Here is an 18,022-nt window from a genome sequence, read left to right on the forward strand (position 1 = left end):
ACACCTGTAGCGGCAGCGGATGGAAATGAGTCAAACTGGTTGACTCAAATTACGACGCAACAACCGGATACGTCAACATGCTTGACCTTAAAAATCCCGACAATCAGCAAAGCGCCATGGAAGCGTTCTTTTTCGGCTATCAGGCGTTTACCGCCAAGGCCGATGAAATGCTGGCCAAGCGCGGCTTCAGCCGCGTGCACCAACGCATCGTGTTTTTCATCGCCCGCTATCCGGGCTTGAGCGTGAAGGAACTGCTCACCGTGCTGGGTGTGAGCAAGCAGGCGCTCAACGCGCCGTTGCGCCAACTGATTGCCATGGAACTGGTGCACAGCACCGCGCCGGATACCGACAAGCGCAAGCGCTTGCTGGGGCTGAGCGAAGAAGGCGTGAAATTCGAGCAGGCGCTGCGCCGCGAGCAGGTCAAGCTGCTGCAACGGGTATTCGGCGAAGCCGGACAGGCCGCGGTGGATGGTTGGCTGACGGTCAACCAGGCGTTGGGCCAGACGCTGCAATCGGGCATCCGGCCTGGCGGACTGCCGGTTGAATAAGCGCTGCGAACCGATACACAAAACGCTTCCGTGGACGAAGGGCAGAACTGTAATGGTGAATATCGGGATCGCTGTATCGTAGCGTTCGGCCGACATGGGATTAGGCTTGGGGCTGTCGTCGAATCGCAGACCTACAAGGAATTCCCGCTATGACCGCGACCCTCAAGGCGCCGCTTCGCCCGTTGGCAGACACCTCGCCGTCGGCCGTGGTCGCCGGCTTCATCGCCATGATGACCGGCTGCACCAGTTCGCTGGTGCTGATGTTCCAGGCCGGCCAGGCGGCGGGCCTGACCAGCGGGCAGATTTCCTCGTGGCTGTGGTCGCTGTTCATGGGCATGGCGATATTCAGCATCGGCCTGTCACTGCGCTATCGAACACCCATTTCCGTGGCCTGGTCGACGCCCGGCGCAGCGTTGCTGATCACCAGTCTGGGCGGCGTGAGCTATCCCGAAGCGATCGGCGCATTCATCACCTCGGCGCTGATGGTGATCATCTGCGGCGTCACCGGCAGTTTCGAACGGCTGGTCAGGCGGTTGCCGGCATCGCTGGCCGCGGCCCTGCTGGCGGGCATTCTGTTCAAGATCGGCAGCGAGATTTTCATCGCCGCGCAACATCGCACCGCACTGGTGCTGGGTATGTTTTTTACCTATCTGATCGTCAAACGCCTGTCGCCGCGCTATGCGGTGCTGGCATCGTTGCTGACAGGCGTGATGCTGGCCGGGGTACTCGGGCTGCTGAACTTCAGCGGCTTTACCCTGGAGCTGGCGGCACCGGTCTGGACCACGCCGAGCTTTTCCCTGGCGGCGACCATCAGCATCGGCATCCCGCTGTTCGTGGTGGCGATGACCTCTCAGAACATGCCGGGCATCGCGGTGCTGCGCGCCGATGGTTACGACACGCCCTCCTCGCCACTGATCACTGCCACCGGCATCGCCTCGCTGTTGACCGCACCATTCGGTTCCCATGGCATCAATCTGGCCGCGATCAGTGCCGCCATCTGCACCGGGCCGCACGCCCATGAAGACAAGAGCAAGCGCTACACGGCCGCGATCTGGTGCGGGATTTTCTATGGCATTGCCGGGCTGTACGGCGCCACCCTGGCAGCGCTGTTCGCGGCATTTCCCAAGGAACTGGTGCTGTCGATTGCTGCGCTGGCCCTGTTCGGCTCGATCATCAACGGCCTGACCGTGGCCATGAGCGAGCCCAGGGAGCGCGAGGCGGCGCTGATCACCTTCATGGTCACCGCCTCGGGCCTGACGCTGTTTTCCATTGGCTCGGCGTTCTGGGGCATCGTGGCCGGGGTGTTGACGCTGTTGATCCTCAATGGTCGCCGAAGCGTATGAAAGTCGCGCCGCAGGAGCGAGCTTGCTCGCCAAGACCTGCGCACGACCGCAACAGATGCATCGGACACACCTGTGCCGTCGCGGGCAAGCGCGCTCCTACCGTCAGTCAGCCATCAACACACCCCGCTTGATCTGATCCCGCTCGATGGATTCGAACAGCGCCTTGAAATTGCCTTCGCCGAAACCATCATCGCCTTTGCGCTGGATGAACTCGAAGAACACCGGGCCCAGCAAGGTTTCGGAGAAAATCTGCAACAGCAGGCGCTTTTCGCCGCCTTCAGAACTGCCGTCGAGCAGAATGCCCCGGGCCTTGAGCTCGGCTTCCGGTTCGCCATGGTCGGGCAAACGCCCCTGGAGCATTTCGTAATAGGTGTCCGGCGGCGCGGTCATGAAGCGCATGCCGGTCGCCTTCAGCGCATCCCAGGTCTTGATCAGATCGTCAGTGAAGAACGCGACGTGCTGGATGCCTTCACCGTTGAACTGCATCAGGAACTCTTCGATCTGGCCGGCGCCTTTGGAGGACTCTTCGTTCAGGGGGATGCGGATCAGCCCGTCCGGCGCGGTCATGGCCTTGGAGGTCAGGCCGGTGTATTCACCCTTGATATCGAAGTAGCGAATCTCGCGAAAGTTGAACAATTTCTCGTAGAAATTGGCCCAGTACGCCATGCGCCCTCGATAGACATTGTGGGTCAGGTGATCGATGACCTTCAGCCCCGCGCCAGCCGGGTGGCGGTCCACGCCTTCGATAAAGTTGAAATCGATATCATAGATCGAGGTGCCTTCACCGAACCGGTCAATCAAATACAACGGCGCGCCGCCGATGCCCTTGATCGCCGGCAGGCGCAGCTCCATCGGCCCGGTGGCGATTTCCAGCGGCTGGGCGCCCAGCTCCAGCGCACGTTCATAAGCCTTGTGCGCGTCCTTGACCCGAAACGCCATGCCGCACACCGACGGACCGTGCTCGGCGGCGAAGTACGAGGCCAGACTATGGGGCTCATTATTGATAATCAGGTTGATCGCACCCTGGCGATACAACACCACGTCTTTGGAGCGATGGACCGCCACCTTGGTGAAGCCCATGGTTTCGAATACAGGTTCAAGGGTGTTGGGGATCGGCGAGGCGAATTCGATGAATTCGAAGCCCATCAGGCCCATCGGGTTTTCGTAGAGATCAGCCATGGTCTGGCTCCTTGCAGGAAAGTGAGTGTGCGTAAGCGACGATTCACAGTCCCGCGGGCGGCGCGCAGGAAATCCCCCGCACGCTGCGAGCGAGGAAATCACCGAAGATCAATTGCAGGCCGAGAATTTTCATGACTTCAGCCTACTCCGGCTTGTCTGGTTGCGCATCAGGATGCGCGCTACGAAATGCCGAATGCAGCAAGGCACTGGCTTCGACTCGACGGATGCGCGGGTAAGCGGCCAGGTCAACCTGGTAGCGCCGCGCGGCGTAGAGCTGCGGCAACAGGTAGACGTCTGCCAGGCCAGGCGATGCGCCGAAACAGAAATCCGGGCCTTCGATCAGTTGCTCGACGGCGTTGAGGCCCTCGCTGATCCAGTGGCCGATCCACTCGCCGATAACCGCTTCGCCTTGCCCCAATGCCCGTAACCGGTTGAGCACTGCGACGTTGTGCAGAGGGTGGATATCGCAGCTGATCAACGCCGCCACCGCCCGCTGCCGGGCGCGTTGCAACGGATCGGCCGGCAGCAACGGCGGCTGCGGGTAGCATTCTTCGAGGTATTCGATGATGGCGGGCGACTGGCTGATGACCTCGCCGCTGTCGAGTCTCAGCACCGGCACCCGACCTTGAGGGTTGATCGCCCGGTAGTCGGGCTTGAGCTGCTCGCCGCCGTCGCGAATCAGGTTGACCGGCAGCGCACGGCAATCCAGCCCTTTGAGCGCCAGCGCGATGCGCACCCGATAACTGGATGTCGAGCGGTAATAGGTGAATAAGTCCACGGCGTTGCCTGCTTTTTATTTTTCGTAACGCAATTACGTGATGCGTAAATTGCTGTAACCGCTGGAAACTGTCAAGGCAGGCGACCGACTTTGTAGGAGCGGACCGGGATGTGTGGGCTACCATGCAAGACAACCGTTGGCCCGATAACAATAACAGTGGGTTACCCATGAACATTCTCTACGACGAACGAATCGACGGCCCGCTGCCGGCCGTCGATAAGCAACAGCTGCTGGACGACTTGCATCGCCACTTGCCCGACCTGGACATTCTGCACCGTCCAGAGGAGCTTCGGCCCTACGAATGCGATGGTTTGTCGGCCTATCGCACCACCCCCATGCTGGTCGCATTGCCCCGGCACCTGGAGGAAGTGCAGACCGTGCTCAAGCTCTGCCACGAGCGCCGCGTGCCGGTGGTGGCGCGTGGCGCGGGAACCGGACTTTCCGGCGGCGCCCTGCCCCTGGAGCAAGGCCTGCTGTTGGTGATGGCGCGCTTCAACCAGATCCTTGAAATCGACCCCGACGCCCGGGTTGCCCGCGTGCAGCCCGGCGTGCGCAACCTGGCAATTTCCCAGGCCGCCGCGCCTCACGGCCTGTATTACGCGCCCGATCCGTCGTCGCAAATCGCCTGCTCGATTGGCGGCAACGTCGCGGAAAACGCCGGCGGCGTGCACTGCCTCAAGTACGGCCTGACCGTGCACAACCTGCTCAAGCTCGACATCCTCACCGTCGAGGGCGAGCGCATGACCCTGGGCAGCGACGCGCTGGACTCGCCGGGCTTTGACCTGCTCGCGCTGTTCACCGGCTCCGAAGGCATGCTGGGGATCATCACCGAAGTCACCGTCAAGCTGTTGCCCAAGCCGCAAGTGGCAAAAGTGCTGCTGGCCGCCTTCGACTCGGTGGAAAAAGCCGGTCGCGCGGTGGCCGATATCATTGCCGCGGGGATCATCCCGGGTGGCCTGGAAATGATGGACAACCTGGCGATCCGCGCTGCCGAGGACTTTATTCACGCCGGTTATCCGGTGGATGCCCAGGCCATTCTGCTGTGCGAACTCGACGGCGTGGAAGCCGACGTACACGCCGACTGCGACCGGGTCCGCGAGGTGCTGACCCGCGCCGGAGCCACCGAGTTGCGCCAGGCCCGCGACGAGGCCGAGCGGGTGCGCTTCTGGGCCGGGCGCAAGAATGCGTTCCCGGCGGTCGGGCGCCTGTCCCCGGATTACTACTGCATGGACGGCACCATCCCGCGCCGCGAGCTGCCTGGCGTGCTGCGCGGCATCGAGGCGCTGTCCGAGGAGTTCGGACTGCGGGTAGCCAACGTCTTCCATGCCGGGGACGGCAATATGCATCCGCTGATTCTGTTCGACGCCAACCAGCCGGGCGAGCTGGAACGCGCCGAAGCCCTGGGCGGCCGGATTCTGGAGCTGTGCGTGAAGGTCGGCGGCAGCATCACCGGCGAGCACGGTGTCGGCCGGGAAAAAATCAATCAGATGTGCGCGCAATTCAACAGCGACGAACTGCAACTGTTCCATGCCATCAAGGCGGCGTTCGACGCCGGCGGCCTGCTCAACCCCGGCAAGAACATTCCGACCCTGCACCGCTGCGCCGAATTCGGTGCCATGCATATCCATGCCGGGCAAATGCCCTTCCCTGAACTGGAGCGTTTCTGATGGCGACGAATCAGGATGCCGACACCAGCGCCGCGCTGCTGGATCAGGTCAACCAGGCGTTGGCCAATGCCACGCCGCTGCGCATTCAGGGCGGCAACAGCAAAGCGTTCCTGGGGCGCAGCGTGGCCGGGGAAATCCTCGACACCCGGGAACATCGCGGCATCGTCAGCTATGACCCTACCGAGTTGGTGATCACGGCCCGCGCCGGAACACCGCTGAGCGAATTGAACGAGACCCTGGCAGCCGCCGGGCAAATGCTGCCGTGTGAGCCACCGGGTTTCGGCGACGCCACCGTGGGCGGCATGATCGCCGCAGGCTTGTCCGGCCCGCGCCGGCCGTGGAGCGGTTCGGTGCGCGATTATGTGCTCGGCACTCGGGTCATCACCGGGCATGGCAAGCACTTGCGGTTCGGCGGCGAAGTCATGAAGAACGTCGCCGGCTACGACGTTTCGCGGTTGATGGCCGGCAGCCTGGGTTGCCTGGGCCTGCTGACCGAGGTATCGCTCAAGGTGCTGCCCAAGCCGCGGTTATGCAGCAGCATCGTGCTGGAACTGGACAGCGAGCGGGCTTTGAACGGCCTGGCCGAATGGGGCCAGCAGCCGATCCCGATCAGCGCCGCCAGTCACGACGGGCGCGTACTGCGCCTGCGTCTGGAAGGTGGCGAAGGCTCAGTGGCGGCGGCTCACGAGCGCTTGGGCGGTGAACTGATCGACCCGGCCTGGTGGCAGGAACTCAATGAACAGCGCCTGCCGTTTTTCCTCGACGCCCGGCCGTTATGGCGCCTGTCGGTACCCAACAACACCGGCGTACTGGACCTGCCCGGCGAGCAACTGATCGACTGGGGCGGCGCGCAGCGCTGGCTGAAGTCCGACGCCGATGGCCGGGCGATTCGCGCCAGGGTCACGGCGGTCGGCGGCCATGCCACGTGCTTGAGCCCCGGCCAGGACGACAGCCCGTTCCAGCCACTGGCTGCGCCACTGCTGCGTTACCACCAGCAGCTCAAGGCTCGCCTTGATCCGCTGGGCCTTTTCAACCCCGGCCGAATGTATGCGGAGTTCTGACCATGCAGACCAACCTGAGCGAACAGGCCAGGCTTCTGCGCCGCGCCGAAGAAGCCGAAAGCATCCTGCGCACCTGCGTGCATTGCGGTTTCTGCAATGCCACCTGCCCTACCTACCAGCTTCTGGGCGATGAACTGGACGGGCCGCGCGGGCGCATTTATCTGATCAAACAAGTGCTGGAAGGCAATCCGCCCACCGAGAAAACCCAGCTGCATCTCGATCGCTGCCTGAGCTGCCGCAATTGCGAAACCACCTGCCCGTCCGGCGTCGATTATCACAACCTGTTGGACATCGGGCGCAGCGTAGTGGACGCCGCCGTGCCGCGTCCGCTGAGCCAGCGCCTGTTGCGCCAGGGCTTGCGCCATGTGGTGCCGGACGCCGGGCTGTTCAAATCCCTGACCCGGCTGGGCACGACCTTTCGCCCTTTGCTGCCGGCCGGCTTGAAAGCCAAGCTGCCCGACTCGATCCCCGCGCCCGGCGTGCGCCCGACACCGCGCCATGAACGACGCATGCTGATGCTCGAAGGCTGCGTGCAGCCCGGCCTGTCGCCCAATACCAATGCCGCCGCCGCGCGGGTGCTGGACCGGCTGGGCATCAGCGTCACACCGGTGAAGGAAGCCGGCTGCTGCGGCGCGGTGGATTATCACCTCGATGCGCAAGAAGCAGGCCTGGACCGGGCGCGTCGCAATATCGACGCCTGGTGGCCGGCGCTGCAAAACGGTGCGCAAACCGTCATCCAGACTGCCAGCGGTTGCGGAGCCTTCGTCAAGGACTACGGCCACCTGCTGCGCGACGATCCGGACTACGCCGACAAGGCCGCGCAGGTCAGCGCTCGGGCGCGAGATCTGGTGGAAGTGGTGCGTGACGAACCCTTGGAACAGCTGGGTTTGCAGGTCGATACCCGTCTGGCGTTTCACTGCCCCTGCACGTTGCAGCACGCCCAAAAGCTCGGCGGCGAGGTAGAACGTGTATTGTCTCGTCTAGGCTTCCACCTGACCGCCGTGCCGGACGGCCATTTATGCTGCGGTTCGGCGGGCACTTATTCCATCACTCAGCCGGAGCTGGCACGCCGGTTGCGGGATAACCGGATGAATGCGCTGGAAAGCGGCAGGCCGCAGGTGATTGCGACTGCCAACATCGGCTGCCAGACCCATCTGGCGGGCGCCAACCGGACACCGGTACGGCACTGGATCGAACTGGTCGACCAGGCGCTGAACAATCTTTCGAAACCTGATCCTGCACGGAGTCACTCATGAAAATCAAAGCCGTTTTGACCCAGACCGAAGTCACCCGGATGCTCAACGCCGCCCGCCAGGAAGCGAACAGCCAAGGCTGGGCCGTGTCCATCGCCATCGTCGACGACGGCGGGCACCTGTTGGCATTCGAGCGTCTGGACGAAGCCGGAGCGATCAGCAGCTACATCTCCATCGAAAAAGCGCGTACCTCGGCCCTGGGCCGTCGCGAATCCAAGGGCTATGAGGAAATGGTCAACGGCGGCCGCACCGCGTTCCTCAGCGCGCCGCTGCTGACCTCGCTGGAAGGCGGCGTGCCGGTCATCGTCGATGGCCAGGTGATCGGCGCGGTCGGTGTCTCCGGCGTCAAGGCCGACCAGGACGCGCAAGTGGCCAAGGCCGGTGTCGCGGCGTTGAACGCGGACTGATCACGCCAGCACAAGCCCTGTAGGAGCGCCGTCCGGTCCGCTCCTACAACAAATCCCGGACAGGAGTCCCGCCATGACCGACTTCTGCAAATGCCAGCGCCTGAGCGTCGCGGTCCAGCTGCAACGCTTCATCGACGATGAAGTCCTGCCCGGCACCGGACTGGAGCCGGAAGCGTTCTGGGAAGGCTTCGACGCACTGGTGCACGACCTGGCGCCGCGCAATCGCCAACTGCTGGCCGAGCGTGAGCGCTTGCAAAGCGAACTGGATACCTGGCATGCCGCGCATCCTGGCCCGATCACCGACATGCCGGCCTACCGGGATTTCCTGCGTTCGATCGGCTATCTGCAACCGGTGCCGGAACAGGTTCAAGTCCGCACCTGCAATCTCGATCTGGAAGTCAGCGAACTCTGCGGGCCGCAACTGGTGGTGCCGGCCAGCAACGCCCGTTACGCGCTGAACGCTGCCAACGCGCGCTGGGGTTCGCTGTATGACGCGCTGTATGGCACCGATGTGATTTCCACCGCTCAAGGCGCCGAAATCAGCGCCGGCTACAACCCGCTGCGCGGTGCCAGGGTCATCGTGTTTGCCCGCGAACTTCTGGACCTGGCCGCGCCGCTGGCCCACGGCAGTCACGTCGCGGCACGCAGCTATCGCATCGAGGACGGCCAGTTACGCGTGCGTTTGATCAACGGCGACGACACGACGCTGCAACAGCCGGAAAAGTACGTCGGCTATCAGGGCGAGCCGGAACGACCGAGCGCCATCTTGCTCAGGAACCACGGCCTGCACATCGAAATCCAGTTCGACGCCCGCCATGCCGTTGGCAGCACCGACGTCGCCGGAATCAAGGACCTGCTGCTCGAATCGGCGCTCTCGACCATCATCGACTGTGAAGACTCGGTGGCCGCCGTGGACGCCGACGACAAGATCGGCCTCTATCGCAACTGGCTGGGCCTGATGAAAGGCGACCTGAGCGTGACTCTGGTCAAAGGCGGCAAGACCCTGACCCGCCGCCTCAACCCGGACCGCGCCTACCACGCGGCCGCCGGCGGCGAGTTGAAATTGCCGGGGCGCTCGTTGCTGTTCATCCGCAACGTCGGGCACCTGATGACTCATCCGGCCATCGTCGATCACGACGGCCAGCCGATTCCCGAAGGCATTCTGGATGGCGTCGTTACCAGCCTGATCGGCCTGCACGACCTGAATCGGCGCGGCAACTCCAGAGCCGGCAGCCTCTACATCGTCAAACCCAAGATGCACGGCCCGGACGAAGTGGCCTTCGCCGACCAACTGTTCAGTGCCATCGAAGACCTCCTTGGACTTGCGCGCAACACCCTGAAAATGGGGATCATGGACGAAGAACGGCGCACCAGCGTCAACCTCAAGGCCTGTATCGACGCAGCCGCCGGGCGCGTCGCATTCATCAATACCGGGTTCCTGGACCGCACCGGCGATGAAATTCACAGCTGCATGCAGGCCGGTGCCGTGCTGCGCAAGGGTGAGATGAAAAACACGCCCTGGCTCAAGGCCTACGAGCGCAGCAATGTGCTGGTCGGCCTGGCCTGCGGCCTGCGCGGCCGGGCGCAGATCGGCAAAGGCATGTGGGCCATGCCGGACCGGATGGCCGACATGCTGGAGCAGAAAATCGCCCACCCGCAGGCTGGCGCGAGCACCGCCTGGGTGCCCTCGCCCACCGCCGCCACGCTACACGCGCTGCACTATCACCGCGTTGACGTGCGCACCGTGCAGCAGGAACTGGAACGGGTACCGTTGGCCGGAATCAGCGATCAACTGCTTGATGAACTGCTGAGCATTCCGGTGGTGAGCGAACCGTCATGGACCGCCGAGCAGATTCGCGAGGAACTGGAAAACAACGCCCAGGGGCTGCTCGGTTACGTGGTGCGATGGGTCGAGCAAGGCATCGGCTGCTCCAGGGTGCCGGACATCCACCATGTCGGCCTGATGGAAGACCGCGCCACCCTGCGCATTTCCAGCCAGCACATGGCCAACTGGCTGCGCCACGGCGTGGTCAGTCGCGAGCAGGTGCAAGGCGTGCTGGAGCGCATGGCCAGAGTGGTCGACAGACAGAATGCCGGCGACGCGCACTACCGGCCGATGGCCGCAAACTTCAAGGAGTCGATGGCATTCCAGGCCGCCTGTGCGCTGGTGTTCAAGGGCTGCGAACAGCCTGCCGGCTACAGCGAGCCTGTGCTGCATGAATCACGGCTGGCCTTCAAGTCGCGTCGCTGAGGGGTGGCCTGTCGGCAAGGGTGAATGACGCTTCACCCTTCGCCCGAGGGGGGGTCGCTTACAGCGCGTAGACTGAAATCCACTGCAGGTCGGAATGTGCGGTGTACAACCGGGTTCCGTCGGCGCTGAGCACCGAACCCGAACAGGCAGGCAACGAAGCGACACAAGTGGCCTTGCGGTCGTAGGTATCGACTCGGTACAGATCACCTTCACAGCCGTGGATCGCGTACACGTACCGGCCGTCCGGCGTAATGCCGACGACATCCACCGGATAACCCGGCACGCCCAGTTCCACGACACAAAACCGGGTGTAGGTAGTTGCATCGGCGAAATAAACACCGTTGCGTCCACCGGCATAAAGGAAATAACCATCGGGACTTACCACCAGCGAGCGCGGGTTGTGAAACCCCGGGATATCGATCTGCGAATAGTCGTTCAGGTCGATCACCGAGACGACGCGGGTCTCCTCGTCGCCGATCACCGTGGCGTAAACGAATGTGCTGTCTGGACTGATCGCCAGCACCAGGCTGGTGTCGGCCAGCGTTCCCAGGTCGAAGTCGGTCTCGCTGGTGTAGTCATAGCGATCCACGATGCGAATCAGGCCGTCGGGCGAGCGGTCGAACGACAGCGCCAGATAACGGCCATTGGGGCTGCACAGGATGCGGTTGACGTCACGCGAAGGGATAATATCGGTCACTTCATGGGTGGCCGTGTCGATCACATAGCAGCGCGTTTTACCCAGGGTATGAAGTCTGCCGCCATCGGCACTGAGCGTAACTTTTCCGGAACCGCAATTGCGGATCTGCCGCGAAACACTGTGGGACGCCTTATCGATGACACTCACTGCGCGAGCGTTGGCGTGGGCAACATAAAGTGATTGTTCGTCAAGACTCAGAGCAAGTTCTCGAGGGACGAAATCGAGCGGAATAATTCCTGTAAGCCATGCGGTGTCGAGGGGCACTCTAGTGCCAATGGAATCAGTCGTTTGGGCAGAGGCGCTGAGGTGCTGCGAGGCTCTTGTGTGCATTTCACTCACCAATGAATAGGTCTTTCAAAGACCGCGACAATGGGGAAGAGGAAAGATTTTATCCCCATCAATAATCGATGCGGGTAATGCTGGTACGCCGATCGGATCCAAACATGGGGTCATTGAATACTCAACCGAACGGCTTGGGTACTGTCAGAAATGACAGTCAATGTCAGGAAACCACAGGCTCGTGTCGCCAAACGCAGCGGCGCCCGACGTGGCCGTGCCGGGCCAGACCTGTCTGCTGCCGTCGGGCGTGTGCCCGCGCCGTTGGTCAGTGGCCGCACGCCCGGCCGTTCAGGAACTTTCCCGCAAGACCAGCTCGAAACCCAGGTCCACCTGCGGGTGCTGGGCAACGCCTTCAAGCAAGCCCAGCAGCAGGTGCGCGGCTCGCTGCCCCACTTCCTGGCGCGGCGTGCGGATCGAGGTGAGTCGGGGCACCATGTGCGCGGAGCCCGGCAGGTCGTTGAAGCCGACCAGGGCAACCTGTTCGGGAATCCGCACCCCCAGACGCAACGCCTCAAGCGCTGCGCCCTGTGCCAGGTCGTCATTGCAGAAGAACACCCCGTCGACATCCGGGTGGTCTCTCATCAGGCGGGCGAACAGCTCGCTGCCCAAACCGATGGACGACGGCAGCGGCGTGCTGACCTGCAACGCAGGGTCGAATATTCCCCCGTCCTCCAGCACTCGGCGAAACCCCGCGCCGCGTTGCAACACCCGCGGGTCGAGCTGCGCCGCCATATAGGCCAGCCGCTTGCGCCCGCGACTGACCAGGTGGCGGGCTGCGGCGGCGCCGGCCTGCTCCTGGGAGAAGCCCACGCAATAGGCACCGCGCTCGGTCTCCAGCTCCATCATGTGTACGCACGGCACGCCACTGGCTTCGAGCATCTGTCGCGAGGCCGGTGTCCGGTCGAAACCGGTCAGCAGCATGCCGCGCGGGCGATTGACCAGGTGGTTGCGCAGCAGCTTTTCTTCTTCATCGGGCGAGTAGTGGTAGTTGCCGATCACCACGTCCAGGCCACGAACGCTGAGCACATCCTGAATCGCTTCCAGGGTCTCGATAAACAACTGGTTGGACAGCGAGGGCACCAGCACCACCACGGTCTGGCTGCAGGACGATGCGAGGGCGCGCGCCGCGGGGTTGGCGACGTAGCCCAGCGCCAGGGCGGCGGCCCGGACTTTCTCCACCAGCTCCGGCGCTACCGTGGGAATTCCGCGCAGCGCACGGGAAGCGGTAATGGGCGACACCGCGGCCAGATGGGCCACTTCATTCAGGGTAGGACGGCCGGAAGAACGAGAACCAGTGCGGATCATGCGTTGCCAACTAACATAGGGGTTGCCAAATATGACACATGCCCCATAAGGTAGCGCTGTCTCAGGGACCGTGACAACGCTTATCGCTCGCTTGCACGCTGCTTCGGCAGCACGGAGAGGTACTTGCGATGGACAATGCAGAATCCAAAAAAATGACAATAACTGGGGCGGCCAAGCCCGGACTTGATGTCCGTCGGTCAGAGACAGCGCTGTCTCCAGACGAGGTACCTAATTGTGACAACTGCTAATTCTGCTATCACCGCCCTGGTGGTGATGGGCGTTTCCGGCTGCGGCAAAAGTGTCGTAGGCGCTGAAATCGCCCTCCACAGTGGCGGACGCCTGATCGAAGGCGACGCGTTCCATCCCCCTGCCAACATCGAAAAGATGAGCGCCGGCACCCCTCTCAACGATGACGATCGCGCCGGATGGCTGACCCGTCTGGGTGAAGAGATGGCCACTGCCTTGCGTAACGGTGAACATCCGGTGCTGACCTGTTCGGCGCTCAAGCTCAAATATCGCGATCGCCTGCGCGAAGCGGTGCCGGGCCTGGGCTTCGTGTTTCTGGAGCTGACTCGGGAAATGGCCACCGAACGCTGCTCTCACCGGCCGGGGCATTTCATGCCCGCCAGTCTGGTGGACAGCCAGTTCGCCACCCTTGAACCGCCTTATGGCGAAGACCGGACTCTGGTGGTGGACGCGACCCAATCCATCGATGCAATCGGCCAGCAGGCCGCCAACTGGTGGAAAGCGTCGCGTGCAAGCTAAAGGCGTGAGTGCGAAAGACAGCGCTGTCTTGCCGACAGTGTATGCAACAGCTCCCCAAACGGATTGTGTGAAAACGTCGCGAGCGCAGCGGTTTTCACCCGATCTGTAAAAACAACGATAACCGGAGAGACATCCCCATGTTCGGTATGACCCACGAGACGTATCTGCTGATCGATGCTCTGGTGACCATCATCGGCCTTGTGCTGCTGATCACCAAATTCAAGGTTCACCCTTTCGTCGCGCTGACCATCGCCGCCGGCTTCCTCGGCCTGACCTCCGGCATGCCGGTGGAAAAAGTCATGAAGTCGTTCCAGGACGGCTTCGGCGGCGTGCTGGGTTTTGTCGGCATCATTCTGGGCCTGGGCACCATGCTCGGTAAGCTGATGGCCGACTCGGGCGGCGCCGACCAGATTGCGCAGACGCTGATCCGCGTGTTCGGCAAGCAGAAGGTCCACTGGGCCATGATGTTCTCCGCATTCCTGGTGGGCATCCCGCTGTTCTTCGAAATCGGTTTCGTGCTGCTGATCCCGCTGGTGTTCATCGTGGCGCGGCGCACCGGGGTTTCCATCGTCAAGATCGGTATTCCGCTGCTGGCCGGCCTGTCCGCGGTACACGGCCTGGTGCCGCCGCATCCGGGGCCGCTGCTGGCGATCGGCATCTTCGGCGCGGACATCGGCAAGACCATTTTCTATGGCCTGATCGTTGCCCTGCCGACCGCCATGATCGCCGGTCCGATCTTCAGTACCTGGATTTCCAAGTACATTCCGGGTACCCCTTCCCAGGAATTGATGGACCAGATCGCCAAGGAATCGAGCAGCGAGAACCTGCCGGGCTTCGGCATCACCCTGGTGACAATCCTGTTACCCGTGTTCCTGATGCTGCTCAAGACCTTTGCCGATGTGGTGCTACCGGAAAACCACATGTTCCGCATCTGGATGGACCTGATCGGTCACCCGATCACCGCGCTGCTGGCGGCCTTGCTGCTGGCGTTCTACACCTTCGGTGCCGCGCGCGGCTTTGACCGTGCCAAGATCATGAAGCTGCTGGACCAGAGCCTTGCGCCCGTTGCGGCCATCGTACTGATCGTGGGTGCCGGTGGTGGCTTCAAGCAGATGCTGGTCGCCAGCGGTGTCGGTGACATCATCGGTCACATGGCGGTGCAGGCGCAGGTCAATCCGATCCTGCTGGCCTGGCTGGTCGCGGCGGTGATTCGGGTCGCTACAGGTTCCGCCACCGTGGCGACCATTACCGGTGCCGGTATCGTGGCACCTGTCGTGGGCCTGATTCCGGGCGTGAACCGTGAGCTGCTGGTACTGGCCGCCGGCGCCGGTTCGGTGATCCTGTCTCACGTGAACGATGCCGGTTTCTGGCTGGTCAAGCAGTACTTCAACATGACCGTGACCGAAACCTTCAAGACCTGGACAGTCATGGAAACCATCCTTTCGGTGGTGGCCCTGATCTTCATCCTGCTGTTGTCGGTCGTTATCTGACAGTCCGCCTTCGCCAGCAAGACGGATCGCCGTCTTGCTGGCGAAGGCAACCTAGGCAATTATTGCCGCCGCTTCGCGCCAGATCGCCAGCAAGCTGGCTCCTGCATTGCCCTGCCAACCCGTGTAAAGCCTCTGAACGCCCCTTCCTACGCGCTTTACAGCGCCTTCCGGGTGAAATCTCGGAAAGCTCAGGCAATGTTACAAACTTGTGCCTACGCTTATATTCATCCGGTGGCGGATGTCGACAACCTCTTCCGGTGACCCGACGGGCACTGGGGCGCGTGCCGTTGCCTGGGTTACTTTTAACCTTTCGCCAGTAAATACGGGCATTTCCGTGTCGAAACGGGCAGAATTGGCGCCCCCGTCGAATCGCAGATGCAAATCTCGATGACAGGAAAATGACCCGAGGGAATTAATTTCAATCCGGCGACGTCCTATGACGGACGCATTTGAATGTACTCGGCAACAATCACCACGCAAAGGCAATCGCCAGCCTCTTGAGAGAGGCGTTACAAGAGGCCATCAAGGAAAAGATTATGTTGATACTCACTCGCAAAGTAGGCGAAAGCATAAACATCGGTGACGAGATCACCGTGACGATTCTCGGCGTTCAAGGACTGCAGGTCCGTCTGGGTATCAACGCACCCAAAAATGTCTCCGTGCATCGCGAAGAAATCTACAAACGCATCCAGGCCGAACTCGCGCCTCAGCAAGAGCCACAATAAGTCCGCCGCAACACCCCCCTCATTCGATGCTGACCTGCCCCGCTCACTCGGGCAGGTCAGCCATACGGCGTTCTCATGACGCCGTTTTTTATGCGCTTCTCCCGCCCGCCCCACCCGCCTCGACCATTGGTCAGCCGCCCGGAACGTCACGCAAATACCGCCAGTCCACCCCTTGGTAAGCATGTACGTCGATGCCAGCCCGTTGTGCGTCGTGAGCCGGCATTCTCTTTCCGGTAGCAACCAAACGGTGAATCAAGATGGTAACCACCAATGAAAATTCTGCTGCCCAGGGCAATCCAGGCAGCCAGGCCGGCCAGGACCACCGGCAAGCGCTCAAGGACGATCTGTCAGGCGCCGTGGAAAACGTCAGGCAACAGGCCGATCACTACAAGGACAGCGCGGCGAACCAGCTGGAAAGCCTGGCCAGGAACGCGGAATCGGCGGCCCACAGGATCGACGACAAGGACACACTGGGCTTGTCCGGCTACGTGGCGGACGTCGCCGGGCAGATGACCAGCATGGCCGACAATCTGCGCAGCAAGAACGCCGAGCAATTGTTGCAGGACGCCGGACGACTGGCCCGGGAAAACCCGCTGTTGTTTGTAGCCGGCAGCATTGTGTTGGGCCTGGGCCTGTCACGTCTGCTCAAGGCGTCCGTGCCTGACGGCGCACCGAGCCGTTCCCTGGACTCCCTGGACCCGAGCTACAGCGCAGGTCATCAAACCCCTCCCCTGCACGACCCGATCAGCCCGGCGACACTGGCAGCCGAAGAAATGGTCGCCACCCATCCCCACGACGGGGACGTGCGCCACAGCGCCCGTCCCGGCATGGGTATTCCCGATCCTGCCGGTGACATCCACCGAAGCGGCGATCTGGACGATGGATTGCCCGGTAGCGGTACGTCGCGTTCCGGCTTTCCAAGGGGAGGCGTGTGATGACCACGACCCCCAACGTCCCGCCGGACGGAACCTCGGAGAATGACACCTCGGTGCTGGGCCTGCTGCGGCAGTTGGCCCACGAAGTTCCCACCCTGGTCACCAAGGAAATGGCGCTGGTGAAGGCCGAGCTGCGGGAGTCGGTACAGACCGCCAAGCAAGGGGCGTTTGCCGTGGGCGCAGGCGCCATCGTCATGCTCGGCGGGCTGATCATGGTCCTGCTGGCCGGCGTGTATGCGCTGTCTCACGTTCTGGACCCCTGGCTGGCGGCATTGATCGTGGGCGTGGCTGCACTGGTCATCGGCTTCTTCATGGTTCAGGCGGGAAACAAGAAGCTCGAACCGTCGAATCTGACCCCTGATCGGGCGGCCAGCAGTCTGCAGAAAGACAAGGACGCGATCAGGAGGAAAATCTCATGAGCACCGAAAGCACGTTCGACACGCCTGAGCATTTCGAGGAACAGTCGCAAAAAAGCGCAGAAACCCTTGAGCGGGAGATCGACCAGCAGCGCTCAAGCATCGGCAACCTGGTCGATGCCCTGGAGAAACGCATGTCTCCCGGCCAGTTGGTCGATCAGGCGCTGGGCTACGTCAAGGACCACGGCGGCGAGACGTTCGCCAACCTGGGCAACCAGATCAAGGCCAATCCACTGGCCACGGTGCTGACGAGCGTCGGCATCCTGTGGCTGATGACCGGCAGGCGAACCCCGTCGCCGGGCCCTTCCCTGCTGGAAAAGGTCAGCGACAAGGTGGGTGGCGTGGCGGGTAGCGTGGCAGGCGGTGTCACGGACGCCAAATCCCGGCTCCAGCAAACCGTGGCGCTGATGAAAGACAAGGCCGGCGAACTGACTGACACGGCGGCCCAGGTCTTGCCGGGCAAATCCGACGGGACACAGGCGGTGGCGACGCTGCGTGAAAGGGGCCGGCGAGTGCAGTCGAGCGCCAGTAACCTGCTGCACGAGCAACCCGTGGTGGTGGCGGTGATCGGCATTGCTCTGGGTGCCGCCATCGGCGCCGTCCTGCCGAGCAGCGAGCCGGAGAAAAAAGTGCTGAGCCTGGCCCGTGACAAGCTGAGCGACACAGGATCGGCCGACACCCAGGCGGCGTCTTCTTCGAGCCCAGGCAGTCTGCCCGGCACATCCGGCATGACCGGGGTGGAAGGCAGCGATATCGTCGGCGCCGATCCTGCCGCCCGACCGGGCACTTCGCCGGCGCCGCATCCTCGTCATGGGCCGGCCACCGGCTCCACGCCCGGACTGGGATGACCGGCAGAAAAGCCA

General features: G+C 62.6%; 17 protein-coding genes. 13 read left to right on the forward strand and 4 right to left on the reverse strand.

The features are described from left to right. The first annotated feature begins 77 nt into the window (after nucleotides 1–77). Both EGJ27_RS11605 and EGJ27_RS11610 read left to right on the forward strand, forming a co-directional pair. Nucleotides 78–548, forward strand: a complete 471-nt coding sequence (locus EGJ27_RS11605; protein ID WP_125830887.1) for a MarR family transcriptional regulator — start codon at nucleotides 78–80, stop codon at nucleotides 546–548. 149 nt (nucleotides 549–697) lie between these two features. Next, a complete protein-coding gene (locus tag EGJ27_RS11610; RefSeq protein WP_125830888.1) occupies nucleotides 698–1,891 on the forward strand; it encodes a benzoate/H(+) symporter BenE family transporter in 1,194 nt (397 codons plus the stop codon). A gap of 102 nt (nucleotides 1,892–1,993) precedes the next feature. Here EGJ27_RS11610 and hppD read toward each other — a convergent pair whose 3' ends face one another. Beyond that, a complete protein-coding gene (hppD, locus tag EGJ27_RS11615; RefSeq protein WP_125830889.1) occupies nucleotides 1,994–3,070 on the reverse strand; it encodes a 4-hydroxyphenylpyruvate dioxygenase in 1,077 nt (358 codons plus the stop codon). 142 nt (nucleotides 3,071–3,212) lie between these two features. Next, a complete protein-coding gene (gene maiA / locus EGJ27_RS11620) occupies nucleotides 3,213–3,848 on the reverse strand; it encodes a maleylacetoacetate isomerase (RefSeq protein ID WP_125830890.1) in 636 nt (211 codons plus the stop codon). A gap of 167 nt (nucleotides 3,849–4,015) precedes the next feature. Here maiA and glcD point away from each other — a divergent pair, with 167 nt between their 5' ends. The 5 genes from glcD to EGJ27_RS11645 all read left to right on the forward strand — a co-directional run bounded on the left by glcD (nucleotide 4,016) and on the right by EGJ27_RS11645 (nucleotide 10,487). Next, a complete protein-coding gene (gene glcD / locus EGJ27_RS11625; RefSeq protein ID WP_125830891.1) occupies nucleotides 4,016–5,515 on the forward strand; it encodes a glycolate oxidase subunit GlcD in 1,500 nt (499 codons plus the stop codon). Then, nucleotides 5,515–6,576: a glycolate oxidase subunit GlcE gene (gene glcE / locus EGJ27_RS11630; protein ID WP_125830892.1), complete on the forward strand. Its 1,062-nt coding sequence runs from the start codon at nucleotides 5,515–5,517 to the stop codon at nucleotides 6,574–6,576. Before glcD ends, glcE begins: the two co-directional genes overlap by 1 nt. A gap of 2 nt (nucleotides 6,577–6,578) precedes the next feature. Beyond that, entirely contained in the window at nucleotides 6,579–7,832 is a 1,254-nt protein-coding gene (glcF, locus tag EGJ27_RS11635; protein WP_125830893.1) for a glycolate oxidase subunit GlcF, read from the forward strand. Next, on the forward strand, nucleotides 7,829–8,236 hold the full coding sequence (locus EGJ27_RS11640; RefSeq protein WP_125830894.1) for a heme-binding protein: 408 nt from the start codon (nucleotides 7,829–7,831) through the stop codon (nucleotides 8,234–8,236). The genes glcF and EGJ27_RS11640 overlap by 4 nt, the downstream gene beginning before the upstream one ends. Nucleotides 8,237–8,309: 73 nt before the next feature. Next, on the forward strand, nucleotides 8,310–10,487 hold the full coding sequence (locus tag EGJ27_RS11645; protein ID WP_125830895.1) for a malate synthase G: 2,178 nt from the start codon (nucleotides 8,310–8,312) through the stop codon (nucleotides 10,485–10,487). A 58-nt stretch (nucleotides 10,488–10,545) separates the two neighbouring features. Here the strand turns inward: EGJ27_RS11645 and EGJ27_RS11650 are convergent, their stop codons facing one another. Together EGJ27_RS11650 and EGJ27_RS11655 are read right to left on the reverse strand one after the other, a co-directional pair. After that, entirely contained in the window at nucleotides 10,546–11,331 is a 786-nt protein-coding gene (locus EGJ27_RS11650; RefSeq protein ID WP_256672773.1) for a WD40 repeat domain-containing protein, read from the reverse strand. Between the two features lie 480 nt (nucleotides 11,332–11,811). Beyond that, complete coding sequence (locus EGJ27_RS11655; protein WP_125830896.1) at nucleotides 11,812–12,828, reverse strand: LacI family DNA-binding transcriptional regulator; 1,017 nt, start codon at nucleotides 12,826–12,828, stop codon at nucleotides 11,812–11,814. 273 nt (nucleotides 12,829–13,101) lie between these two features. Between EGJ27_RS11655 and EGJ27_RS11660 the strand changes: the two genes are divergently transcribed. The 6 genes from EGJ27_RS11660 (at nucleotide 13,102) to EGJ27_RS11685 (ending at nucleotide 18,007) form a co-directional block, all read left to right on the forward strand. Beyond that, nucleotides 13,102–13,593, forward strand: coding sequence for a gluconokinase (locus tag EGJ27_RS11660; RefSeq protein ID WP_125831126.1), 492 nt, complete (start codon nucleotides 13,102–13,104; stop codon nucleotides 13,591–13,593). A gap of 137 nt (nucleotides 13,594–13,730) precedes the next feature. Next, nucleotides 13,731–15,083, forward strand: a complete 1,353-nt coding sequence (locus tag EGJ27_RS11665) for a GntP family permease (RefSeq protein ID WP_125830897.1) — start codon at nucleotides 13,731–13,733, stop codon at nucleotides 15,081–15,083. A 536-nt stretch (nucleotides 15,084–15,619) separates the two neighbouring features. Then, nucleotides 15,620–15,808, forward strand: coding sequence for a carbon storage regulator CsrA (gene csrA, locus EGJ27_RS11670; RefSeq protein WP_125830898.1), 189 nt, complete (start codon nucleotides 15,620–15,622; stop codon nucleotides 15,806–15,808). Between the two features lie 257 nt (nucleotides 15,809–16,065). After that, complete coding sequence (locus EGJ27_RS11675) at nucleotides 16,066–16,743, forward strand: hypothetical protein (RefSeq protein ID WP_125830899.1); 678 nt, start codon at nucleotides 16,066–16,068, stop codon at nucleotides 16,741–16,743. Continuing rightward, nucleotides 16,743–17,162: a phage holin family protein gene (locus tag EGJ27_RS11680; protein ID WP_125830900.1), complete on the forward strand. Its 420-nt coding sequence runs from the start codon at nucleotides 16,743–16,745 to the stop codon at nucleotides 17,160–17,162. Before EGJ27_RS11675 ends, EGJ27_RS11680 begins: the two co-directional genes overlap by 1 nt. Beyond that, nucleotides 17,159–18,007, forward strand: coding sequence for a DUF3618 domain-containing protein (locus EGJ27_RS11685; RefSeq protein ID WP_125830901.1), 849 nt, complete (start codon nucleotides 17,159–17,161; stop codon nucleotides 18,005–18,007). The genes EGJ27_RS11680 and EGJ27_RS11685 overlap by 4 nt, the downstream gene beginning before the upstream one ends. Nucleotides 18,008–18,022: the final 15 nt, after the last annotated feature.

It is taken from the genome of Pseudomonas sp. v388 (assembly GCF_003935425.1).
GTDB lineage: Bacteria > Pseudomonadota > Gammaproteobacteria > Pseudomonadales > Pseudomonadaceae > Aquipseudomonas.